Genomic DNA, 20,877 nt, shown 5'->3' on the forward strand with positions numbered 1-20,877 from the left:
TGTGCATTCTACAGCATTCCTAATCCAATGCAACACCCTTTTTTAAATTTATTGGAATTATCTTACCGAGCGTCTATTTTTTACACAAATAAGGCTGAAAATGCGGAATTTGGTCGATTATTTGCTCAGTTTTATTTTTTTCTTGCCAGTGTAATGGTCGACAATCGATATATTCACAGTATCCAGAGCCCTCATAGTTTTTATTTTTCCATAAAAGTCGATAATTAAAACTGCCTACATAGCCTGCAGCGAGACCAAATTTATAATCGCCTCTACTTTTGGCTTGTAACTGAAAAATCACTTCCCCTTTTTCTTGATACTGCCAAATAAACTCTCGTGGCAAATACATTTCACGTCCATTCGGTGTTTTGACTTTCGGATAAACCCGTGTGATATCCAGAACGACTTGCTGCTCATAGAGAGTAGCTGCCTCTTTTGTTTGTATTTCTATCCGTGAAAAAATGATGTTATTCCATTGATTCCTGAGCTCAGACAAAATGATTTGCAAGTCAGCGTTGATCTGAATAATTTGGTAAGTGAAGAAATGGAAAGCAATAAAAGGGAAATAAATTGCTCTGGCATGCTTTAAAACGCCTAATGCTTCGATTTGGTATTTTTGTTTTTTATAAATGATTTCACCTTCGCATTGGCAAGAAACATACCAGTAGTCGGCTATTCCCCATTGCAGAGCCGAATGATTTTCAATGTCGGTGCAGATTTTCACTTTGAGCTGACAACTTAATTCGTCATCTTTACGTTTAAAATAATAGTTGGGAAAATCGGCCTGAATATGATCGACATCAAGAAACTGGTAACGATCTACTTCTAATTGACATTGTTCTTTTGCACTATAGCTTTTTAGATGCCCTACAGTTGATGCGCTGCTACTGACCAAAACAGTAGCTGTATCAATCGCGGTTGTGGTAATGGCACTGGCGTTATAGCAAATCGGAATACGAGGCTGCCCAATCAGGCTAATAAAATTGAAATAATGAAAAGGCTCAGGCAAATTTGGCAGGATCAATGCCTGATAAACAATTTTAAAAAGGCCTTTAGGCGGGTGAAAAGTTAAAGCATCTGACTTATTGAGGTTCAGCTGCTTTAATTGATTATTACTCATCAATATTGGCATACTGAACCTCCTGAATTTTAAGTTGTTATTTTTTCATCATTCTTTTTGGCAAATAAGGTCGTTACAAATCCAGAGAGTACATAGAGAATACATACAATCAGGATCCCTACAGGAATGTTGTACGTGATTGCAGCAAAAATCAAGACTACAGGCAACATCACGACAAAAGGTACACGTTTACGATCCATTTGTTTAAATGAATAGTATTTGATGTTTGAAATCATCAACAAACCAACGGCAACCATCACAACAGCATTGATGACCTGAATCACAATATCTCTTAAATCAAAGATAAATGGGAAATCACGACCGACCCATACCAATGAAATCACGGTGACAGCAGCAAGCGGGCTGGCAATTCCAATAAAGTAACGCTTATCTACAACACCAATCTGTACGTTAAAGCGAGCCAAGCGGAATGCAGCACAAGCGGTATAAATAAAGCAACATGCCAGACCAATACGCCCAAGATCGTGCAGACTCCAGCTATACATCAAAATTGCAGGTGCAACACCAAAGGCCAGTAAATCAGAAAGTGAATCATATTGTTCACCAAATGCACTTTGCGCACCAATTGCACGTGCAACACGACCATCTAAACCATCAAGCAATGCAGCCAAGAAAATTGCATAGATCGCCTGGTTAAAATTGCCATTCATGCTCGCAATAATTGAGTAGAAACCAGAAAGAAGTGCGGCTGTTGTAATTAAATTAGGCCACAAATAAATGCCACGACGTTTCACTTTTTGTCCTTCGTGCGTATGCTCTTCTTCTTCTACTTCAAAAGTGATGCCATCAAAAGAATGAGCATCTTTATTTAAATCAGAATCAGGTTTAAGAGAATTTGTCATTATTTTCAATTCCTCGAGAATCTTTGGACGTTGATGGGTTATTCACCCACCAACCAACGCACAGCAGCATGTCCACCATTTTCACTCATGCGTAAATGTGGAAATAACCATTGTAATGCTTGATCCGCATCTTCCGAGAATTTCCAAGGTGGATTAATTACCAATAAACCACAACCATTCAAACCAACTGGTGTGTCATCTGGCCATACGCAAATTTCACAAATCAATTGACGGCGGATACCAGTTTTAAACATTTTCTTTTCAAAACGGTCAATCATCGCGCGATCTTTGATTGGATACCAAACAGCGAATACACCAGTTGGCCATTTTTTATGTGCTGTTTGCAGCAATTCAACCAACTGCGGAAAATCTTTACGCTCGATTTCATAAGGTGGGTCAATCATGACCAATCCGCGCTTTTCTTTAGGCGGGATGACACCCATCAGGCCTTCATAGAAATCACGCTCATGCAAGCCCGCACGTTTATCGCGAATATTAAAATATAATTGTTGAAACACATCACGCTGCATTTCGAACACAGTCGCTTTATCCATTTCACGCATGCCTTCAAGGGCAAACCACGGTGAACCTGGATAAGCACCTTTGCCCGAGCCCGCACGCATATCTTCAACAATTTTAAGATATTGCTTTACACCTTCAGGCGCATTACGTTTAATCGAATCGTCAAGTTTAACCAAACGATGGATACCCGTTAAGAATTCACCTGATTTTTGTGCTTCAGAAGTCGATAAATCATATTTACCGGCACCACCATGGGTATCTATATAACGATAAGGTTTATCTTTAGCATTTAAGCGAGCAAGCAGTTGAAGCAAAAGTACATGCTTCATAACATCGGCAAAGTTACCTGCATGGAAATGGTGACGGTAATTCATGTTGACAATTATTCCTCAATTCAAAGGATAGTTTAACATGAAAATAGGGGCCGATGACATTTCACAGATGCTTGCGACTGTTGACATTTTTTAGCTGATACAAGGCATGGTTTTCGAAATTTAGCATTCTAAATAAGAAAAGTATAACGCCGAAGCAGCAAAAAATGTCGCAGTCCCGAAGGGTTATAGCTAAAACTACCCTAAACTTCGTTATGAAACTTGACAAGGGAATCGCCATTGCCTACGTTCCATGCCTCGTTTATGTCGTTTTAGCTTATAACGCAAGGCATGGTTGAAATATCAGCGCCCCCTCAACTATTCTTTAGCGTTGATGTGATCATCTAAAATCATACTACAATCTAACAAACAGAACTGGAGTTCTATGCAACGAACCTCTCTTGCTGAATCATGGAATCTAGACCAAATTCTGGATGATTTAAATGAATTTGGCTTTGCCTTAATTGATGATGTCTATTCAAATGAATATGTACAATCTCTTGTTCATGAATGCACCTCTCATCTTGCTGAATTCAGAGCAGCTGGAGTACAAAACGGTGTTGTCAGTCATATTCGTAGTGACCATATTCTCTGGATTGATGGTCAGTTACCGATTGCTCAACAGCATATCAAAGCTTTAGAAGAGTTTTCACAAGCGTTAAATCAGGCGTTTTATCTTGGGATCAAAGAAGTGGAAGCACATTTTGCCTGCTACAATGCGGGTGAATTTTATGCTTTACATCGTGACAATCCTCAACAAAAAAATGACCGGATAATTTCCACCGTATTCTATGTGCATGAAAGCTGGCAAGAAGATTGGGGCGGTCAATTACGTTTGCAGGATAAAAATGGTCAATGGCATATTATCCAGCCCTCACCTAATCGTCTGGCGATTTTCCAGAGCGATTTATTACATGAGGTTCTACGCTCAAAACAACAGCGCTTGTCGATTACTGCATGGTTACGCAGTGGAAGCTCAATCTGGAATCAAGGCTAAGCCCTTTAAATTCCTGAAAACAGCCTTATATACCTAGGCATAACTGACGATTCTGGATCAATACATGTCGAACGAGACGAAACAAGTCATTGCACGAATTGGTGAAACTGACCAACTCTTTTTAGAGAATAATAGCCCTGAACTTGCTTTAGAGCGTGCAGACCTGCGTTTACAGCTGGTCGTACTCAGTCATGTGCGTCAGGAACAATTACACTTCTTACAGGAAGCAATCGTACTGCTGGAACAAGCACGAATTGAATATGACGAAATGCCATTAAGCCTGTATCTCAATCTGTCGTTATATTTGGCCAAAGCCTATATGATTTATTTCGAGCTGACTAAAGAGCAACGTTTTGCCCTCATTACTCAGCAGATCTTAAAGCCTTTGGCATATACAGAACACTTAGATATTTATTTCTTCCTGGCTTACGCTTCGGCCTCTAAGCAAGAACTCGCATTAACACGACATTGGCTAACGAAATACGTATCTTGCCTAGATCATGATTTAGAGTTATTACAACTCCACCCTGCTTTTAATCAAGCACGTCAAGAAGACTGGTTTACAGCCCTTATAAAAAATAAAGCTCACTGATGTGAGCTTTATTTTTTATTGAATCATTACTTGGTACTGTCTACATGCAACTGTTGATTCAGTTCATCAATCACAATGGCCCATTCATCATCTTTGTCCCAATGACTTTTTAGAAAATCTCGCTGACCCGCGCTCCAGAATTCAGCCTCATGCAATTTCTGATCAGCACTGAGCTGATGTGTTTTCACAAAACTTTCAATTGCTGCTTCATCTGCCCCAAGCCCAAGTTGCTCAAATAAAAGTTCTAATGTGGGTTGCTGTTCAAACATTGTTATTCTCCATACAGTGCTTCCGATCAAAATAATTTATCAGCAAATGCATCGAACATGCTTAGGTATGTCTATATTTTCTTGTTGTTTTTTGTGTGCTATGTATAAAAAAAGCACTCTCAGGGAGAGTGCTTTTTCAATTTATCAAACTGATAAATTATTTTACCATGTCAGCAATTGCTGCACGTTCTTCTTCAAGCTCATTCAGCGTGAAGTTGATACGCTCACGGCTGAATTCGTCAATTTCTAAACCTTGAACGATTTTGTATTCACCGTTTTCAGTTGTTACAGGGAAACCGAACATTACGCCTTCTGGAATACCATAAGAACCATCAGATGGAATACCCATAGTTACCCATTTGCCGTTTGTACCAAGCGCCCAGTCACGCATATGGTCAATTGCAGCGTTTGCAGCTGAAGCAGCTGAAGACAAACCACGCGCTTCGATAATCGCAGCACCACGTTTACCAACAGTTGGAAGGAACACATCTTTGTTCCAAGCCGCATCGTTGATTTTGTCTTTTAAGCTTACGCCATTTGCAGTTGCAAAACGGTAGTCAGCATACATTGTTGGAGAGTGGTTACCCCAAACAGTCATATCTTCGATGTCAGAAACTGCAACACCTGCTTTTTGAGCAAGTTGAGTCAACGCACGGTTGTGGTCAAGACGTAACATTGCTGTGAAGTTTTTCGCTGGAAGATCTGGAGCAGATTTCATAGCGATATAAGCATTTGTATTTGCTGGGTTACCAACAACCAATACTTTAACGTCACGGCTAGCAACTTCGTTCAATGCTTGGCCTTGGCCAATAAAGATTTCGCCATTTACTTTTAATAAGTCAGCACGTTCCATACCTGGACCACGTGGACGAGAACCAACTAATAACGCATAGTCAGCATCTTTAAATGCAACTTTAGGATCATCAGTCCCGATCATGCCTGCCAATAATGGGAAAGCACAGTCATCAAGTTCCATCATCACGCCTTTAAGCGCTTGTTGAGCTTTCTCAAAAGGAACTTCAAGCAATTGTAAAATGACTGGTTGATCTTTACCTAACATTTCACCGCTTGCGATACGGAATAATAAGCTATAACCAATTTGACCAGCAGCGCCTGTAACGGCAACACGAACGGGTTGCTTCATGTGATATTCTCCAATGAGATGCGTTAGCACGATTGAACGTTATTGTTATTCAACCGAATTATCATAAACGGCAAAGATTGTACTCTAAAGCGAATGCATATGCATGTAAAAGAGAATGAATTTCAACGAAAGTCTAATAGAAAATACAAATCAAACTAGGTAAAAGCCTAATAACTGCCTTTAATCGTAAACTCACTTGGGCAGCCTGTCACAATATGGCTAGCACATTGTTTATATTGACCATTTTTCTGATAACAGACGCGAATTTCAGTCAAAACCGAATTAAATTTTGAAGATTGGCAGGTAAAACGAATGCCATTTGGCGGTAACGATGGATTAAGCTTGGTAAATTGCTGTCTAAGACTTTCTTTTTGTACTTCAATGGTATTTGGACTGGTCAAATCAGCTGGTATTTTCAAGCGTTCAGCAAAATTAATAATCGTTCTAAAATATTGGCTGGCATTCATTGGCATACAACCACCAACATCTTGCCACAATTGCACCCGTGCATTTTCATCAGGCATTACGCGTGCAACCACTTTCGCTTGCAAAGGAGATAGTCTTGCAGAGGTTTTAGTGGAACAATCCCGATTTGGAGGCACTTCGGGCAGTAAACTGGCAATGGTAAGTGAATAACCTTCCAGACATTTACGTTGTTTTTGTCTTGATGAATCAAACGAACAAGCAGCAGGTGTCATTTGCACATGCATGACATAACCTGCAACATCCTGTTTATCAGCTGCATATAATGGTGCAGCGAATGATAGAGCCAGATAACAGATCAATGCCTGTATAGCTCTTTTCCACTGCCCTTTAAATAAGTTGACTGCTTTCATCAAATGCAAAAACTTCATTATCTCAATTAAACATCTTCGTGTGTTTAAGGACTATTGCGCACAGGAATTGTACTCATCCGTTTTTCTAACGACTGTGCACCCTGCCCCAGCACCACACCATAATGTGTCGCATTGGTCATGACATGTTTCACATAGTCACGTGTTTCCAGTAACGGAATGGTTTCGGTGTACTGATCTGCCGCCATGGTCTGGATATCAGGCTGCCAACGGCGTGCACGATTCGGACCTGCGTTATAGCCAGCAGTTGCCAATACCGAGCTACCACTCAATTGACTCTGGATCATTGAAAGGTAATAAGTACCGTAACGAATATTGGTATTCATTTCACTTAATGCCGCAGGGTTATAGGTTTCACCCATTTGTCGTGCAATCAGTTTTGCGGTGTTTGGCATAATCTGCATTAAGCCACCTGCACCCACATGCGAACGAGCAGAAGTCACAAAACGACTTTCTTGGCGCATTAAACCATACGCCCAAGCGGGATCAATACCAGCATTGTAACTATGGCTGGTGACATTACTGCGATGCGGTGTTGCATAACGATAGGTGTCGTTATGACGAGAGGTGGTGCGGTCAGCCGCATAAATGGCACGATCATACCAACCCATGTCATGTGCACGTTTTGCAGCCGCAAGTAACAAGCCATCATCGTGTTGCAAATAAGCCTGTCGAACAGCCCAGTTCCACTCACGGTTGGTATACGTTGCAGGTGCATTGACATTTCTTAGCGCAAAGGCACGTCTAAAATGAATATTTTGATTGAGGCGCTGAGTATCTTGGGCACTCGGCTGTTCATTATAAGGCTGATGGTTATAGCGTTCGCCGATACGGTCTTTGGCTAACAAATTATGATAATCATCACCACCTTGTGCGAGCTTACGATAAATCTGCTGAGCAGCCTGCTTTGAGCCACCATCTGAACGTTGCTCAGATGCACGCGCTAACCAGTATTGCCAACGGTCTTCCTGCTTTTGTGTCACCGACATCGCATCAATGGCACGAATCAGACTTTCCCAAGCGCCGAAACGAATCGCTTGACGCGCATAAATTTCAGCTTCTTCTGGGCTAAACGGATAACCATAACTTTGATCGAAAGCGTTGAGTACTTCACGGTTAAAACCATTTTTCATCACGGTCGTGCCGCCCACATAACCAATGGTACGGTATAGATATTTCTGTACAGGTTGAGGCACATCCTGAACAACACGTTGCACATTGCCTAACGCATTGGTTAGGTCACTATCTGCCACACGGCCTAAAGCAAAAATCAGATAGGCATAATCGGCATCATTGGACTTAGGTGCACTCCACAAATAGCCCAATGGATTGGCCTGAATCTGGTTAAACTGAGCCAGTGAAAGATTTAAACCCATGGTTTGGGCGGTTGCAACGGCCTGACCAGACTGGCCTGCACGTAATTGTCCCCACAAGCGTTGCTGACGATCCTGTGACGTCAGGAGTGGACTAGACAACATCAAGCGGCCTAAGCCATTACATGATTCAGGTTGAGTATTGGTGGTTAACCAGATGTCTTTATATTCAGCAAAAACTAGACTATCGCCCGTCTTGGCGCGTACTTGTGCCACCGCACAGCTTTCTTCCTGATCTGGATTGGTGACATAGCTCAATACAGGCTTGGCATCGGCAAAGCTGGCCTGTTTGACTTTTTCTTCGACATAATCGGCCGCAAGTTTTTCAGCCATCGCTGATTGCGGATAACGCTGAGCAAAACTGATAATGGATGTGGCAGGCTGAAAGCCGAGATTGGTATTGAGTTTCCAGTATTCTGGATAATACCCCAATGCATCATTCTGCATTTCATATTGATATTGATCGAGCAGAGCCGTGTTACCCGAATTGGCAGCACGTAGGGCATCATTGAATTGTTCATCCAAAGCATAGACCGATGAGCAGGCAATCATTCCACTCATGGCAATAAAACGACGGAAACTGTTCTTATTATTCGATTTACGTCTTCCTGTTGTTATTAAATCACACTGCTTTTTCATCTTCATCAATATCTATGCCCAATTTTGCCTGCTTACATAGTGTAATAAGTCTAGCTTCTCACTATTGTTGTGTTATGTAAATTACTGATTCATATTCATTAAAATTCACACAATTTTATTCACAAACTGTCCATTTTTGTCAGTTTTTTATTCTCTGCGCGCAACTAAAAATACTGCTATAATCCGCGGTTTATTTAAATCCACCTTGTTTAGGAGCCTGCATGACGGTTCAAACATTCATTCCCAGTGCTGTAAAAGCTGCCTCAGAAAACACTGTTACCCAGCCAATGCACACCGCTGATGTTTCAATTAAGAAGTTATATATTGAAACTCAAGGGTGTCAGATGAATGAGTATGACAGTCATCGTATGGCAGATTTGTTAGGTGATTCGCATGGTTATGTGCTCACTGACAATCCTAATGATGCTGATATTCTACTCATGAATACCTGTTCGATTCGTGAGAAAGCGCAAGAGAAGGTTTTCAGTGGTTTAGGACGCTGGCGCAAGCTTAAGGAAAAAAATCCTGATCTGGTCATTGGTGTCGGTGGTTGTGTTGCCTCTCAAGAAGGTGACAACATTCAAAAACGCGCACCTTATGTGGATATGGTCTTTGGTCCGCAAACCTTGCACCGTTTGCCACAAATGCTGGATCAGCATAATGAGCAAGTGGAAAAGCCAAAGAAAGAAAAAATCAAACTGGTCGATATTTCTTTCCCTGATATCGAAAAATTCGACTTCCTGCCTGAACCACGCGTAGAAGGCTTTAAGGCCTTTGTCTCTATCATGGAAGGCTGTTCTAAATACTGCTCTTTCTGTGTAGTTCCTTATACACGCGGTGAAGAAGTTTCGCGCCCACTCGATGATGTGTTGGCTGAAATTGCTGGCTTGGCTGAAAAAGGCGTACGTGAGATCAGCTTACTGGGCCAAAACGTGAATGGTTATCGCGGTGAAACCTTCGAAGGTGGCATCTGTACCTTCCCTGAATTATTGCGTTTAGTTGCAGAAATTCCGGGGATTGGTCGTCTACGTTACACCACCTCTCACCCGCTTGAATTTTCAGATGATCTGATTCAGTGCTACCGTGATTTACCACAAATGGTTTCGCATCTCCATTTGCCAGTACAAAGTGGTTCGAACGATGTACTACAAGCGATGAAGCGTAACCACACCATTGATGTTTATATTGATAAAATTGCCAAGCTACGCAAAGTACGTCCAGATATGCATTTATCAAGTGACTTCATTATCGGTTTCCCAGGTGAAACTGATGAACACTTTGCTGAAACCTTGCAATTCATTAAAGATTTAGATTTCGATCATTCTTATAGTTTCGTTTATTCAAAACGTCCGGGAACACCTGCATCAGACTTACCAGACAGTACACCTGAGCAAGTGAAAAAAGATCGTCTTGCACAAGTACAAGAAGTGATTAAGAAATCAAGTATCGATAAAACGGATGCCATGCTAGGTAAAATTGAGCGTGTCTTGATTGAAAAAGTATCTGATAAAGATCCGAATGTTTTAATGGGTACGGCGGACAATACACGTTTAGTGACATTTATCGGTGATGCAACCTGGGTTGGACGTTTTGCAGAGATTGAGATCACTGAAATTAAAACTTTAAATTTAGTTTACGGAGAACTCTTGAATCTTGAACCTGACGTGGCGTAATGTAAGGGTTATTCCTACAAAGCAACAAAAAGGGTTTATCTTGACTGCAGCGATTCGACGTACAGTAACGTTCCCTGAAATTCCATTGGAACGATTGAAAAGCATGCTCGGTGCGTATAACGGGCATTTAAAACAAATCGAACAACGTTTAGATGTCAAAATTACTCACCGTGGCGATGCCTTTTATCTCGATGGTGATATGGAAGCAGTCGAAAGAGCCGAAGCACTATTGCAACGGCTCTATCAAGAATCAGAAATTTCCTCACAAATCAGTGCCGATGTGATTCATTTGATGATTCAGGGTTCACAGACCGACCGTGAACTCATGGATGATTCAGAACAAGAGCATACTGGCCTTGATAGTGTTTGGTTGCAGACCCGCAAAGGGCGCATCAACCCACGTGGCGCCAATCAAAAACGCTACGTACAACGTATTCTACAAAGTGATATTTCATTCGGTATTGGCCCCGCAGGGACAGGTAAAACTTATCTGGCGGTCGCTGCTGCGGTTGATATGCTGGAACGTAATGAAATTCAGCGGATCCTGCTGGTTCGTCCAGCAGTTGAAGCAGGTGAAAAGCTCGGTTTCTTACCTGGTGATCTTACCCAGAAAATCGATCCCTACTTGCGCCCGCTTTACGATGCCCTGTATGAAATGCTGGGCTTTGAAAAAGTGGCTAAACTGATTGAACGCCAAGTGATTGAAGTTGCTCCCCTCGCTTATATGCGTGGACGAACTCTCAATCACTCTTTCGTCATTTTGGATGAAGCGCAAAATACCACGCCTGAACAGATGAAAATGTTCCTCACCCGTTTAGGTTTTGGTTCTCGTGCCGTGATTACAGGTGACGTTACTCAGGTTGATTTACCACGCGGTCAGCAATCTGGTTTGGCTCATGCATTACGTGTACTTGAAAATGTACATGAAATTCATATCACTCGTTTCCACTCCCGAGATGTAGTTCGTCATCAACTGGTACAAAGAATTGTTGAAGCTTACGAAGGCTGGGACAGCGAACAGCAACGCTTGTCTGCTGAAGCCCGCGCCGAACGCAAAGCAAAACAAGAAGCGCTGATTGCAGAAAATGATGAGAAAGCTGATGCTCAGCATTAAATAATATTAATCTAATTCGATACTCGGAGCTGTCATTCGCAACCTGCGTGGTTCAAAAAGGATAACGAGTGATGACCATGTAACTCAAATTAGTTTAATGCAAGATGCGAACAGGTTTTGCGAATGACAATGGTTTTGCCTACTTTTGCCAAAACAAAAGTAGGTCGCGCCGAAGGCTTATCCAGCAAATGGATGAGAATGTGGCACGATTCCACCATGATCTTTATCTACATTTCTTAGACTCAATCTAAGCTCGTAGATCTAATTTATATCTAAGGATCTATTTTGAAAATCAATTTAAGTCTTCAACAAGACTTTCAAGCTGCTGAATTGCCACTCAAACGTGGTCAAATCAAAAAAAATATCGAAACTGCACTGCGTCATGTCGGTTTCGATGTCAATTGTGAAATTGGGATTGCCTGTGTTGATCTCGCAGAAAGCCATGAACTCAATTTGCAATATCGTGAAAAAGACAAACCCACCAATGTCTTGTCTTTCCCAAGTGACATTCCTGAGGAAATGCTCAGCTTACTTGATGCAGAGCCACTCGGTGATTTAGTGATTTGTATTCCTGTGGTTTTACAAGAAGCTGCTGAACAGCAAAAAACGCCAAATGATCATTTCACTCATTTACTGGTTCACGGGGTTTTACATTTACTCGGCTATGATCATGAGACCAGTGAAGCCGAAGCTGAAGAGATGGAAGCTTTGGAAATTGAGATTCTGAAAAAACTGGGTATCGCCAATCCTTACCAAGCTGATGAAAGCTAGTCCAAAGTCCTATGTATATCGTTATTTTTAAAGCCACAATCAAAGCACTCGATACAACTTATTCAGAAATGGCACAAATGCTCAGAAATAAAGCCTTGAGCCAATTTAACTGTGCCAAGTTTGAAGCTTGTAGTGAAAATGGTTTTGAAATTGCCCTATCTTATTGGCATAGCCTTGAAGATATTCAACGTTGGCAACAAGATGCAGAGCATCAAGTGGCTCAGCGCTTGGGTAAAGAGAAATGGTATCAGGACTTTAGTGTTGAAATCTGTAAGATTGAACGTGCCTATTCCAGTCAAAAGGAATTGTGAATAAATACAAACTTATCCACAAACCTAATAAAAAAACGGCTAAATCCAGCCGTTTTTTATTATTTCTTCTCTACCCGAAGATAAGAAATAACATTTTATTCAGTATGTTATTCATCTAAAGATCATTAATGCACTTCAAACTCTGCATCGACGGGATCAAAACGCCAAGTCCGTATAATTCGCAACTCCGAAATATCCTTTTTCATCGCTGCATCAAATGCTCCAAATGGTGCACCACGCCGTACTGATGCTTTAGCAGCTTCATCCAAAACGGAATGCCCCGAACTTTCGATTAAACGAATTGCCCGAATCCCACCCTCTGCATTCAGAATCACCATTAAACGGACTTCCCCCGCTAAACGCTGCTGTTTTGCTTCATCAGGATAATAACGGTTGCCATACAATTCGACTTTCTGACGGAACTTATCCAGATAAGCCGCAGATGCATCTTGTTTGGCCTGAATACCATCTACTGTTTTAATGCGTTGTTTGCGGCTAAAATTTTGCTGACGTTGTAAATATTGCGCCTCTAAACTAGCCACCATTGCGGCTTTGGCCTGAAACTGGCTTTGTAAATCATCCAGAGTCTTTTTACGTTCGCTTTGTTCTGCCTGTTTCTGCCAGCTTAAAACGGTCATCAACACTTTTTCTTCAAACTTGAGTTCACGTTTTTGCTGAACTTTTTCCAGACTTTCTAGCTCAGACTCCCCTGTTGTCGCATCTGCTTGCATGGGCGCTGGCATATCGCTCGCCATACGATGCGCTTGACGGAAATCCCCCGAACCCTGTTGATCTGCCTGTGCCAGAAAATCAGCATCTTTGACTTTATCCGTACTTGGACGCACAGTGACTGCAATTTCTTTGGTTGAGGTGTCTGAAGGAGATGGCATGGTAAAATGAATAGCCAACACCGCTCCATGCAGCAGCATTGCCAAAGCAACTGCACCCACAAAAACTGGATCTTGCCACCAATAAGGAGACAACGCTGAACGAAAATTTATTTTATTCCACATGGTATTAAAGCGACAAAAAATGTCCCATCCCCAACGGTGATAACCGTATAAAAACCAAAACAATATTCAAAATTTTACAAAAATGTGATCCACTTATAGTTACAGTGTTTCCATACCATCATTTTATGAAAATGTAGCAATTAATTTTGCTACACTGCAAGTTAGAAATTTATTTTTATTTTTTAGTTAATACAAAGATCGTGGCATTGCATGACCTATCAATTCACTTTCTGGAACAACTTTTATGCAAACGCTAATCTCATCCGTTTTTAAACGTCTACGTAAAGTTTACCAAAAAGCAGAAGAATTCATCGAAGAAGAAAGAGAGTTTTCGCTTTCACAAGTTTTTGTGAATGCAACCATGGAACGTTATGTCACCGAAAATGTCGACATGATGCAAGACCTGCATGCCGATTTATATGATGGCTGGTTACGCTTATATACGACACTGGATGTGAAAGGCTTACATACCACGCTTTCGGTCGACTTGAAACTGATTCAGATGGAAATGAATCAAAACGTACAACTGATGGTGTTTGAACAGATCAGCAATACTCAGGTGATTGAAGCAAAATTTAAGAATATCTTTCAAAAATGGGGCTTTTACATTGCCATCTGGTATTACCAGAAATTCCGTGAAGAAGATCCACTAGGTAAAATTCTGGAACATTTTGACATCGTAAAGGTTAAAGATGACTTACTTTATCTAGACCTCAACCGTTGGCTAGGCAAAAAAGCAAGTATTATCGAAACACTGAGCAAAGTGCATGTGAATCGTGCCCGTGTTCGCCCAGCAGAACTTATTGTGTGGGGCAACGTCAATCTAGCCGCAATTCTGTCACCGTCAAACGATGATGACTTTGATGAAGACAGTCTGGAAGATACTGAAGTCACTCCAATTCAACAAAAAGACCCAAACAAATAGCAAATCGATTGCTCGGTGGTATGTTGCACCATAACGCATACCACGCATATACACAACTTCATGATTTATACGAAAAATTAACAAGCGCTTAGTAAAAAGCCTGATCTTTTCTTCACAATCTACAAGCATAATAGTCTTAAATCGTAGTGATAATTGAGTGATTGACTTATCAAGGTCACTCAGAGGATAGAATGTTATGACCAAGAAATTATTGAAAGTAGCGGGTATTACCTCTGCGGCCATTCTAAGTGCAAGCTTATCTAGTCATGCATTGGCAATGGCTCCTTTTCAGGCCAGCTATCAATTTAGCTACAACAATAAGAATTTAGGTTCTGCAACACGTACCCTTTCTCAACAAGGCAATAACTGGACATATAAATTCAGTGCCAAAGCTGGTGCGATTGCTTCTGCCTCTGAAACCAGTCAGTTTAATTTTGCCAATAACAAAATTACCTCACAAAACTTTAGCCGTAGCAGCAAGATCCTGATTCACAGCAATACGATGAGTATTAACTTTAATCCAAGCAGTAAAGTTGTGAATACCAAGAAGGATGATCAGACCCGTTCATTTGCATGGCAGGCAGGCGCGCTGGATGAGCTCAATGCCGAGTTGCAAATCCGTGAAGATTTGAAAAATAACTCACTGAAAAGCAAATATTTGATCGCAGATGCCAAAGCGCTAGATGAACGCCGTTTTGTGAAGCAAGGAACCGAAAGTGTCAAAACACCTTATGGTACATTTAATGCCATTAAAGTGGTCATGCAGCACGATAAACCTGAACGTAATACCGTATTCTGGTTAGCACCAAAACTCGACTATCTGCCAGTAAAAATGGCACATAATGATGGAAAATCGTCATACGGATTGTTATTAACTGGCTATTCGGGCAAAACAAACTAAGCAACTGGTCAATTTTGGCTTGCATTTTTTTTGATGCTTTTTAAAATATGCCTTTGCTTGAATAAGCATCCGTTTAGAGGATTCTCCCGTGTACGCTTTAGAACAGAAAATCTTAAATGAAGGTATCGTTCTATCTGATCAGGTTTTGAAAGTTGATGCTTTCTTAAACCACCAAATCGATCCTGTGTTAATGCAGCTGATTGGTAAAGAGTTTGCCGCTCGTTTTAAAGATGCAGGTATTACTAAAATTATTACCATCGAAGCTTCAGGTATTGCACCTGCAATCATGGCAGGTTTAGAACTTGGCGTTCCTGTTATTTTTGCTCGTAAATACCAGTCATTAACACTCAAAGACGACCTTTACCGTTCTAAAGTGTTCTCGTTTACCAAACAAACTGAAAGCACCATTGCGATTTCAAACAAGCACATCAGCTCAAGCGACAAAGCGCTTGTGATTGATGACTTCCTTGCAAATGGTCAAGCAGCACTCGGTCTCATCGACTTGATTCACCAAGCCAAAGCTGAAGTGGTTGGTGTGGGTATTGTGATTGAAAAATCATTCCAGCCAGGCCGTGATGTGTTGCTTGAAAAAGGCTACCGTGTTGAATCACTTGCACGTGTGAAGTCTTTAACAGATGGCAAAGTTACGTTTGTGACTGAATAAGATTAAAAATCCAGAAAAAAGCGGATGAGTTTTCATCCGCTTTTTTTATTTAATAACAATCCCAGTTATATACAACTTTAGAAAAATCTCGTTTCTTTAAATCTTCTGGGTGAATAAAGAAATTACCGACACCCGAATCTCCCCACATAATATCGTTTTCAGCATCATCAGTATCTAGCTGGAAAAGCAGAATATAGTCTTGAATTTTTTCATTATACTGACGTGGATCAGTTTGAGTAAAAAATGGATACCCACCTAAACGATGCCCACTTGCAGAAAGCAATTCATGATAAGGCTCAATAAAATCATTTTCGAAATCGCCACCCTCGAATTGATCTTCAAAATCGTAAAGCTCATCAACATTGAGAATTTTCTTTCCAAAAGCAAAATCTTCCAGACTAATGGCCTGCTCAGCACGCTGAAATTCAATTGAATATTGCCCACTAAAAGGCAAATATGCCTCTTCATCGAACTCAAGCTCTGAAAAATCCTGTTTTAATTGCGTAAGATCTTCAATCACCTGATCAAAATATAAAACCTTAAAGCCCGATTGCAGCTGTTGGTCATCAAAGTTCATGCCATATAAATCATCGGCAGCAATATAGAACTGCAAAATACCCGTGTCTGGAAAATGAGGTAAATCTGGAATTTCAGCAAAATTGAACTGTGCCAATAAAACCAATGGATTGCCATCCGAGTCAACCGGATAGGCGACCTCTAGCGGTAAGTAAGGCTGTCCCCCAATCTTACTTTGCCATAATGCCAAGTCATCACTTGCTGTTAACTGCATAGAGACCGTCGGCAAAATCGTTGCTGAAATTTTTTCTAGGTATGGATGTAAAGTATTCGGTAAATTCTCAGCTTGAAGATTCATTATGTTGCTTGTCCATGTCATTATTTATAGAACTTAATATAAAACAAGCAGCTAAATTAAAATAGAGAGTAAAGTCTGTACTACGACAATTAATGACGCTCAATTGACCCATTATTTATCACATAAATTCTGATAAGATTAGCCCGAGCAAAATCTGCGATAGGAATGACGATGCGTACATATTTAGACCTTTTACAACATATCCTCGACAATGGCGGCGACAAAGGTGACCGTACAGGAACAGGAACACGTTCAGTATTCGGTCATCAGATGCGCTTTGATCTTTCTAAAGGTTTTCCCTTACTGACCACGAAAAAGGTGCATTTCCGTTCAATCGTGATCGAGCTGCTCTGGTTCCTCAAAGGCGACACCAACGTTCAGTATCTTAAAGATAATAAAGTCACGATCTGGGATGAATGGGCAACGGCTGAGCAAACAGCGCGCTTTGGCCGTCCAGAAGGCGAGCTTGGGCCTGTTTATGGTCATCAATGGCGTAACTTTGGCGCGACTCAAAATGCAGACAGCAGCTATCAACAAGACGGTTTTGACCAGATCAAATGGTTGATCAATGAAATCAAGACCAATCCAAACTCACGTCGTTTGATCGTGTCAGGCTGGAATCCAAATGAAGCTGGAAAAGTGGCTTTGCCACCGTGCCATACCTTGTTCCAGTTTTTTGTACAAGATAACAAATTGTCATGCCAACTGTATCAACGCAGTGCCGATGTCTTCTTAGGCGTACCTTTTAATATTGCCAGCTATGCTCTGCTGACTCATATGATTGCGCAAGTGTGCGGTTTAGGGGTTGGCGATTTTGTCTGGACAGGTGGCGACACACATTTGTATGCCAACCATTTTGAACAGGCTCAATTACAGCTTTCGCGTGAACCATTGCCATTATGCGAATTAAAGTTAAATCCAGAAATTACCGATATTTTTGACTTTAAATTTGAAGATATTGAAATTGTGGGCTATGAATCACATCCAGCAATTAAAGCACCCGTCGCAGTTTAAAAGATTAGAGAGAATATAAAATGGCATGGCAAGGCACTGAAATTGTTCACGTAGTTGCGATGGATAAAAATCGCTGTATCGGCAAAGGCAATGCTTTGCCGTGGCATATCTCTGCTGATCTGAAACACTTTAAGGCGATCACCCAAGGCGGCGTAGTGATCATGGGCCGAAAAACCCTTGAGTCTATGGGGCGTGCCCTTCCTAATCGTGTCAATTGGGTGATTACGCGTGATCCTGAATGGCAATTTGAAGGGGTTAAAGTCGCACATAGTATCGAAGAGGCATTAAACGGCGCACTTACAGATGCACAACACGCTGAAAAAGCGTCTTTATTTATTATTGGTGGTGGAGAGATTTTTACTCAAACACTTGCCATTGCAGATCGCCTAGAGTTAACCCATGTGGATCTTGATGTTCAAGGCGATGCGCATTACCCAGAAATCTCTGAGGATTTTCATAAAGTAAACTCAGAACAACATACAGATGAAAAATCTGGTGTGGCTTTCGAGTTTGCGACCTACCAAAAATAATAATGGATCGCATTTGCCATGCATAACATTGGATCACGTGAGTTTTTTATTGCTTTAGGGATTGGATTTTTACACGGTCTATTCACCTTATGCGTGGTTCTTTCAAGTGTCTGGCTTTGCCTTGCGTTGTGGATTCAACAGCCGCTCGGTACTTTATTTAGCCGAGTTGCTATTGTACTTTGGGGCTTGTTTGCACTGAGCCTGCTTGGCGTGTATTTCAGTGGTCATCTCATCAGCCGTCGTACTGATATCATTATTTATTGCGTTGCTTTTGCTTGCTCATTGTTTTGGTATTTTTCTATCGAAGCCAGACAGGACCGAGACTGGAATCCAGAAGTTGCAGAACAGCTTAGCTATAGCAGAAAGGGCGATCTGGTTACCTTACACAAAGTTCGTAACTTTAACTGGCATGCAGATGGCACTTATGACATCCGCTGGGAAGATCGCACCATTGACCTGAACAAGATTACAGGGATCAATGTCATCACGTCCTACTGGATGGGCCCTCAGATTGCACATACGCTGGTGAGTTTTGATTTTGCAGATCAGAAGCCTCTGGTATTTTCAATTGAGATCCGCAAAGAGAAAGGCGAAGATTTTTCTGCGATTGGTGGATTTTTCCGTAAATATGAACTCAGCTTAGTCGCTTCAGACGAAAAAGATATTGTGTATACACGCAGTAATATTCGCCATGAACAGGTTTATTTATTCCCGGTTAAAATGCCTGCGGCAGAGCGTAAAGCCCTGTTTATTGAGTATCTCAATCAGGCTGATGAGCTCCGCAGTGAAGCAAAATGGTACAACACTTTAACCAGTAACTGTACGACGCTGGTTTTTGATATGGTACAGGCCATTAATCCACAAAAATTACCGAAAGATTATCGCTTATTGGCTTCAGGTTATTTACCGAATTATCTCTATGACTTGAAAGCGCTCAATCAAAATTACAGCATGAATGAATGGTATCGTCTGGCGCACATCAATACGCGTGCCGAACAGTACGATCAGCAGTCCAATAAAAGTAGCGAGTATTTTTCAGATGTAATTCGCTCAGGCATTCCAAAAGTTGAGTGATTTTTCCACTAATTTTATTAAAAGTATCTGAACATTTACAAAAGGATACGCAATATACCGTTCAGCTCCACGTTCTTTTATTTTAATAACGCTTATAGAAACACAATGATTCGGATTTAAAATCTTATGTTAAAGCCTCTTTTAACTTCTTGTACTTTGGCAATTGCCGTAGCAATGACGGGCTGTGCAAGCTCAGAATCTCTCCAGACTTCACCAAATGCATCTCAAAAACAAAGCATTGATCTGTACAACCGTACTTGGATTGCAACTCAGATTAATGGCGTTGAAGTCAAAACCAATGATCTTTCGAATAAACGTCCTGCGATCCAGTTTGATGCTAAAGCGAAACGCTTTTTTGGTGCAGATGGATGTAACCAGATTCAAGGAACCTTTGAAAGCCAAGGTGCTGTATTACGTTTAGGTCCAATTGCCTCAACCATGATGGCTTGTCTAGGCAATGACAACAGTGCGCTTTCTCGCCAATATAGCCATGCTTTAGCAAGCACAACCAGTTATGAACTCAAAGGACATGAGTTGAAATTCCTTGATGCTTCAGGACAGGTACTCGTAAGTTTCGTAACTGTTATTCAGCCGCTGCCTTAATGCGATGATGATAAAAGTAAAAGCTCGTTTCAAACACGGGCTTTTACTTTTTGAGCACTTCGTTTAATTTAGTAGCATTCTTAAAATTAAAAATTGGGAAGTTTTATGCAACAGGCAATGTTAGGTGGTGGATGCTTTTGGTGTGTAGAGGCCGTATTTCTACAACTTAAAGGCGTTGAAAAAGTGGTGAGTGGCTATGCGGGCGGGATTACCCAAGATCCGACCTATGAGCAAGTCTGTCAGGGTAATACACAACATGCCGAAGTGATTCTGATTGATTTTGATGAGCAGCAGATCAGTTATACCCAATTGTTGAATGTATTCTTTACCACTCATGATCCAACGACATTAAACCGTCAGGGTAATGATATTGGCACACAATACCGTTCTGTGATTTATTACTTCGATGATGAGCAAAAGCAGCAAGCTGAGCAGGTCATTCAGAGTCTAGAAGATGAAGGTCTCAATATTGTGACTGAACTCAGTCCAGTACCAACCTTCTACCCTGCTGAAGAATATCACCAGAATTTCTTTGCCCGTAATCCATCACAAGGTTATTGCAACTTTAGTATTCCACCTAAGCTTTCTAAACTCCGAGCCAAGTATCTTGACCTGCTCAAAGATGAATAAGCAATAAAAAAGCAACTCACTGAGTTGCTTTTTTAT

At 41.1% G+C, this 20,877-nt stretch carries 23 protein-coding genes; 14 read left to right on the forward strand and 9 right to left on the reverse strand.

Annotated features, from left to right (window positions below):
• Positions 1-73: 73 nt before the first annotated feature.
• Genes A9Z07_RS16765 through A9Z07_RS16775 form a run of 3 tightly spaced genes read right to left on the reverse strand, consistent with a single transcriptional unit; the run spans position 74 to position 2,879 of the window.
• Positions 74-1,132: a DUF6670 family protein gene (locus A9Z07_RS16765; RefSeq protein WP_069579920.1), complete on the reverse strand. Its 1,059-nt coding sequence runs from the start codon at positions 1,130-1,132 to the stop codon at positions 74-76.
• A gap of 17 nt (positions 1,133-1,149) precedes the next feature.
• The gene (pssA, locus tag A9Z07_RS16770) at positions 1,150-1,983 is read right to left on the reverse strand and encodes a CDP-diacylglycerol--serine O-phosphatidyltransferase (protein WP_004774322.1); all 834 of its coding nucleotides are present in this window, start codon (positions 1,981-1,983) and stop codon (positions 1,150-1,152) included.
• 38 nt (positions 1,984-2,021) lie between these two features.
• Positions 2,022-2,879, reverse strand: a complete 858-nt coding sequence (locus A9Z07_RS16775; protein ID WP_004774321.1) for a 23S rRNA (adenine(2030)-N(6))-methyltransferase RlmJ — start codon at positions 2,877-2,879, stop codon at positions 2,022-2,024.
• 382 nt (positions 2,880-3,261) lie between these two features.
• Here A9Z07_RS16775 and A9Z07_RS16780 point away from each other — a divergent pair, with 382 nt between their 5' ends.
• Both A9Z07_RS16780 and A9Z07_RS16785 read left to right on the forward strand, forming a co-directional pair.
• Entirely contained in the window at positions 3,262-3,873 is a 612-nt protein-coding gene (locus A9Z07_RS16780; RefSeq protein ID WP_069579921.1) for a 2OG-Fe(II) oxygenase, read from the forward strand.
• Between the two features lie 64 nt (positions 3,874-3,937).
• Complete coding sequence (locus A9Z07_RS16785) at positions 3,938-4,465, forward strand: hypothetical protein (protein ID WP_047431172.1); 528 nt, start codon at positions 3,938-3,940, stop codon at positions 4,463-4,465.
• Between the two features lie 26 nt (positions 4,466-4,491).
• Here the strand turns inward: A9Z07_RS16785 and A9Z07_RS16790 are convergent, their stop codons facing one another.
• The 4 genes from A9Z07_RS16790 to A9Z07_RS16805 all read right to left on the reverse strand — a co-directional run bounded on the left by A9Z07_RS16790 (position 4,492) and on the right by A9Z07_RS16805 (position 8,666).
• Positions 4,492-4,734 (reverse strand): DUF2789 family protein, encoded by a 243-nt coding sequence (locus tag A9Z07_RS16790; protein ID WP_004774317.1) that lies wholly within the window; start codon positions 4,732-4,734, stop codon positions 4,492-4,494.
• A gap of 157 nt (positions 4,735-4,891) precedes the next feature.
• Positions 4,892-5,878, reverse strand: coding sequence for a malate dehydrogenase (locus A9Z07_RS16795; protein WP_004655942.1), 987 nt, complete (start codon positions 5,876-5,878; stop codon positions 4,892-4,894).
• A gap of 167 nt (positions 5,879-6,045) precedes the next feature.
• Entirely contained in the window at positions 6,046-6,732 is a 687-nt protein-coding gene (locus tag A9Z07_RS16800; protein WP_069579922.1) for a ribonuclease I, read from the reverse strand.
• Between the two features lie 26 nt (positions 6,733-6,758).
• Entirely contained in the window at positions 6,759-8,666 is a 1,908-nt protein-coding gene (locus A9Z07_RS16805; RefSeq protein WP_171259000.1) for a lytic transglycosylase domain-containing protein, read from the reverse strand.
• A 299-nt stretch (positions 8,667-8,965) separates the two neighbouring features.
• Between A9Z07_RS16805 and miaB the strand changes: the two genes are divergently transcribed.
• The 4 genes from miaB (at position 8,966) to A9Z07_RS16825 (ending at position 12,613) form a co-directional block, all read left to right on the forward strand.
• Complete coding sequence (miaB, locus tag A9Z07_RS16810; RefSeq protein WP_004774314.1) at positions 8,966-10,417, forward strand: tRNA (N6-isopentenyl adenosine(37)-C2)-methylthiotransferase MiaB; 1,452 nt, start codon at positions 8,966-8,968, stop codon at positions 10,415-10,417.
• Between the two features lie 40 nt (positions 10,418-10,457).
• Positions 10,458-11,531 (forward strand): PhoH family protein, encoded by a 1,074-nt coding sequence (locus tag A9Z07_RS16815; RefSeq protein ID WP_047431185.1) that lies wholly within the window; start codon positions 10,458-10,460, stop codon positions 11,529-11,531.
• 285 nt (positions 11,532-11,816) lie between these two features.
• Positions 11,817-12,302 carry an rRNA maturation RNase YbeY gene (ybeY, locus tag A9Z07_RS16820; RefSeq protein ID WP_069579924.1) on the forward strand — a complete coding sequence of 162 codons (486 nt, stop codon included), beginning with the start codon at positions 11,817-11,819 and terminating at the stop codon, positions 12,300-12,302.
• Positions 12,303-12,313: 11 nt separating this feature from the next.
• Positions 12,314-12,613: an antibiotic biosynthesis monooxygenase family protein gene (locus A9Z07_RS16825; RefSeq protein ID WP_069579925.1), complete on the forward strand. Its 300-nt coding sequence runs from the start codon at positions 12,314-12,316 to the stop codon at positions 12,611-12,613.
• 125 nt (positions 12,614-12,738) lie between these two features.
• Here A9Z07_RS16825 and A9Z07_RS16830 read toward each other — a convergent pair whose 3' ends face one another.
• The gene (locus tag A9Z07_RS16830) at positions 12,739-13,626 is read right to left on the reverse strand and encodes an energy transducer TonB (protein WP_069579926.1); all 888 of its coding nucleotides are present in this window, start codon (positions 13,624-13,626) and stop codon (positions 12,739-12,741) included.
• 244 nt (positions 13,627-13,870) lie between these two features.
• Here A9Z07_RS16830 and A9Z07_RS16835 point away from each other — a divergent pair, with 244 nt between their 5' ends.
• The 3 genes from A9Z07_RS16835 to A9Z07_RS16845 all read left to right on the forward strand — a co-directional run bounded on the left by A9Z07_RS16835 (position 13,871) and on the right by A9Z07_RS16845 (position 16,116).
• Positions 13,871-14,551, forward strand: a complete 681-nt coding sequence (locus A9Z07_RS16835) for a hypothetical protein (RefSeq protein ID WP_047431195.1) — start codon at positions 13,871-13,873, stop codon at positions 14,549-14,551.
• Between the two features lie 196 nt (positions 14,552-14,747).
• Entirely contained in the window at positions 14,748-15,452 is a 705-nt protein-coding gene (locus A9Z07_RS16840) for a DUF3108 domain-containing protein (protein WP_005255301.1), read from the forward strand.
• An 88-nt stretch (positions 15,453-15,540) separates the two neighbouring features.
• Positions 15,541-16,116: a xanthine phosphoribosyltransferase gene (locus A9Z07_RS16845; protein ID WP_004774302.1), complete on the forward strand. Its 576-nt coding sequence runs from the start codon at positions 15,541-15,543 to the stop codon at positions 16,114-16,116.
• A gap of 49 nt (positions 16,117-16,165) precedes the next feature.
• On the opposite strand, the gene A9Z07_RS16850 is transcribed toward A9Z07_RS16845, so the two are convergent.
• On the reverse strand, positions 16,166-16,990 hold the full coding sequence (locus tag A9Z07_RS16850) for a YwqG family protein (protein ID WP_069579927.1): 825 nt from the start codon (positions 16,988-16,990) through the stop codon (positions 16,166-16,168).
• A 171-nt stretch (positions 16,991-17,161) separates the two neighbouring features.
• Between A9Z07_RS16850 and thyA the strand changes: the two genes are divergently transcribed.
• The 5 genes from thyA to msrA all read left to right on the forward strand — a co-directional run bounded on the left by thyA (position 17,162) and on the right by msrA (position 20,841).
• On the forward strand, positions 17,162-18,004 hold the full coding sequence (gene thyA / locus A9Z07_RS16855) for a thymidylate synthase (RefSeq protein WP_004774299.1): 843 nt from the start codon (positions 17,162-17,164) through the stop codon (positions 18,002-18,004).
• Between the two features lie 20 nt (positions 18,005-18,024).
• The gene (locus tag A9Z07_RS16860; protein ID WP_069579928.1) at positions 18,025-18,534 is read left to right on the forward strand and encodes a dihydrofolate reductase; all 510 of its coding nucleotides are present in this window, start codon (positions 18,025-18,027) and stop codon (positions 18,532-18,534) included.
• An 18-nt stretch (positions 18,535-18,552) separates the two neighbouring features.
• Positions 18,553-19,608, forward strand: a complete 1,056-nt coding sequence (locus A9Z07_RS16865) for a DUF4105 domain-containing protein (protein WP_069579929.1) — start codon at positions 18,553-18,555, stop codon at positions 19,606-19,608.
• Between the two features lie 126 nt (positions 19,609-19,734).
• The gene (locus tag A9Z07_RS16870) at positions 19,735-20,211 is read left to right on the forward strand and encodes an META domain-containing protein (RefSeq protein WP_004774294.1); all 477 of its coding nucleotides are present in this window, start codon (positions 19,735-19,737) and stop codon (positions 20,209-20,211) included.
• A gap of 105 nt (positions 20,212-20,316) precedes the next feature.
• Positions 20,317-20,841 (forward strand): peptide-methionine (S)-S-oxide reductase MsrA, encoded by a 525-nt coding sequence (gene msrA / locus A9Z07_RS16875; protein WP_005255315.1) that lies wholly within the window; start codon positions 20,317-20,319, stop codon positions 20,839-20,841.
• Positions 20,842-20,877 lie beyond the last annotated feature (36 nt).

Origin of the sequence: Acinetobacter sp. YK3, from assembly GCF_001729365.1 — a bacterium.
Lineage (GTDB): Bacteria > Pseudomonadota > Gammaproteobacteria > Pseudomonadales > Moraxellaceae > Acinetobacter > Acinetobacter vivianii.

Excerpts from the sequence above, each read along its gene's own strand:
- A9Z07_RS16765 (WP_069579920.1), bottom strand. The coding sequence starts at position 1,132 with ATGCCAATATTGATGAGTAATAATCAATTAAAGCAGCTGAACCTCAAT.
- pssA (WP_004774322.1), bottom strand. The coding sequence starts at position 1,983 with ATGACAAATTCTCTTAAACCTGATTCTGATTTAAATAAAGATGCTCAT.
- A9Z07_RS16775 (WP_004774321.1), bottom strand. The coding sequence starts at position 2,879 with ATGAATTACCGTCACCATTTCCATGCAGGTAACTTTGCCGATGTTATG.
- A9Z07_RS16780 (WP_069579921.1), top strand. The coding sequence starts at position 3,262 with ATGCAACGAACCTCTCTTGCTGAATCATGGAATCTAGACCAAATTCTG.
- A9Z07_RS16785 (WP_047431172.1), top strand. The coding sequence starts at position 3,938 with ATGTCGAACGAGACGAAACAAGTCATTGCACGAATTGGTGAAACTGAC.
- A9Z07_RS16790 (WP_004774317.1), bottom strand. The coding sequence starts at position 4,734 with ATGTTTGAACAGCAACCCACATTAGAACTTTTATTTGAGCAACTTGGG.
- A9Z07_RS16795 (WP_004655942.1), bottom strand. The coding sequence starts at position 5,878 with ATGAAGCAACCCGTTCGTGTTGCCGTTACAGGCGCTGCTGGTCAAATT.
- A9Z07_RS16800 (WP_069579922.1), bottom strand. The coding sequence starts at position 6,732 with ATGAAGTTTTTGCATTTGATGAAAGCAGTCAACTTATTTAAAGGGCAG.
- A9Z07_RS16805 (WP_171259000.1), bottom strand. The coding sequence starts at position 8,666 with ATGAGTGGAATGATTGCCTGCTCATCGGTCTATGCTTTGGATGAACAA.
- miaB (WP_004774314.1), top strand. The coding sequence starts at position 8,966 with ATGACGGTTCAAACATTCATTCCCAGTGCTGTAAAAGCTGCCTCAGAA.
- A9Z07_RS16825 (WP_069579925.1), top strand. The coding sequence starts at position 12,314 with ATGTATATCGTTATTTTTAAAGCCACAATCAAAGCACTCGATACAACT.
- A9Z07_RS16830 (WP_069579926.1), bottom strand. The coding sequence starts at position 13,626 with ATGTGGAATAAAATAAATTTTCGTTCAGCGTTGTCTCCTTATTGGTGG.
- A9Z07_RS16835 (WP_047431195.1), top strand. The coding sequence starts at position 13,871 with ATGCAAACGCTAATCTCATCCGTTTTTAAACGTCTACGTAAAGTTTAC.
- A9Z07_RS16840 (WP_005255301.1), top strand. The coding sequence starts at position 14,748 with ATGACCAAGAAATTATTGAAAGTAGCGGGTATTACCTCTGCGGCCATT.
- A9Z07_RS16850 (WP_069579927.1), bottom strand. The coding sequence starts at position 16,990 with ATGAATCTTCAAGCTGAGAATTTACCGAATACTTTACATCCATACCTA.
- thyA (WP_004774299.1), top strand. The coding sequence starts at position 17,162 with ATGCGTACATATTTAGACCTTTTACAACATATCCTCGACAATGGCGGC.
- A9Z07_RS16860 (WP_069579928.1), top strand. The coding sequence starts at position 18,025 with ATGGCATGGCAAGGCACTGAAATTGTTCACGTAGTTGCGATGGATAAA.
- A9Z07_RS16865 (WP_069579929.1), top strand. The coding sequence starts at position 18,553 with ATGCATAACATTGGATCACGTGAGTTTTTTATTGCTTTAGGGATTGGA.
- A9Z07_RS16870 (WP_004774294.1), top strand. The coding sequence starts at position 19,735 with ATGTTAAAGCCTCTTTTAACTTCTTGTACTTTGGCAATTGCCGTAGCA.
- msrA (WP_005255315.1), top strand. The coding sequence starts at position 20,317 with ATGCAACAGGCAATGTTAGGTGGTGGATGCTTTTGGTGTGTAGAGGCC.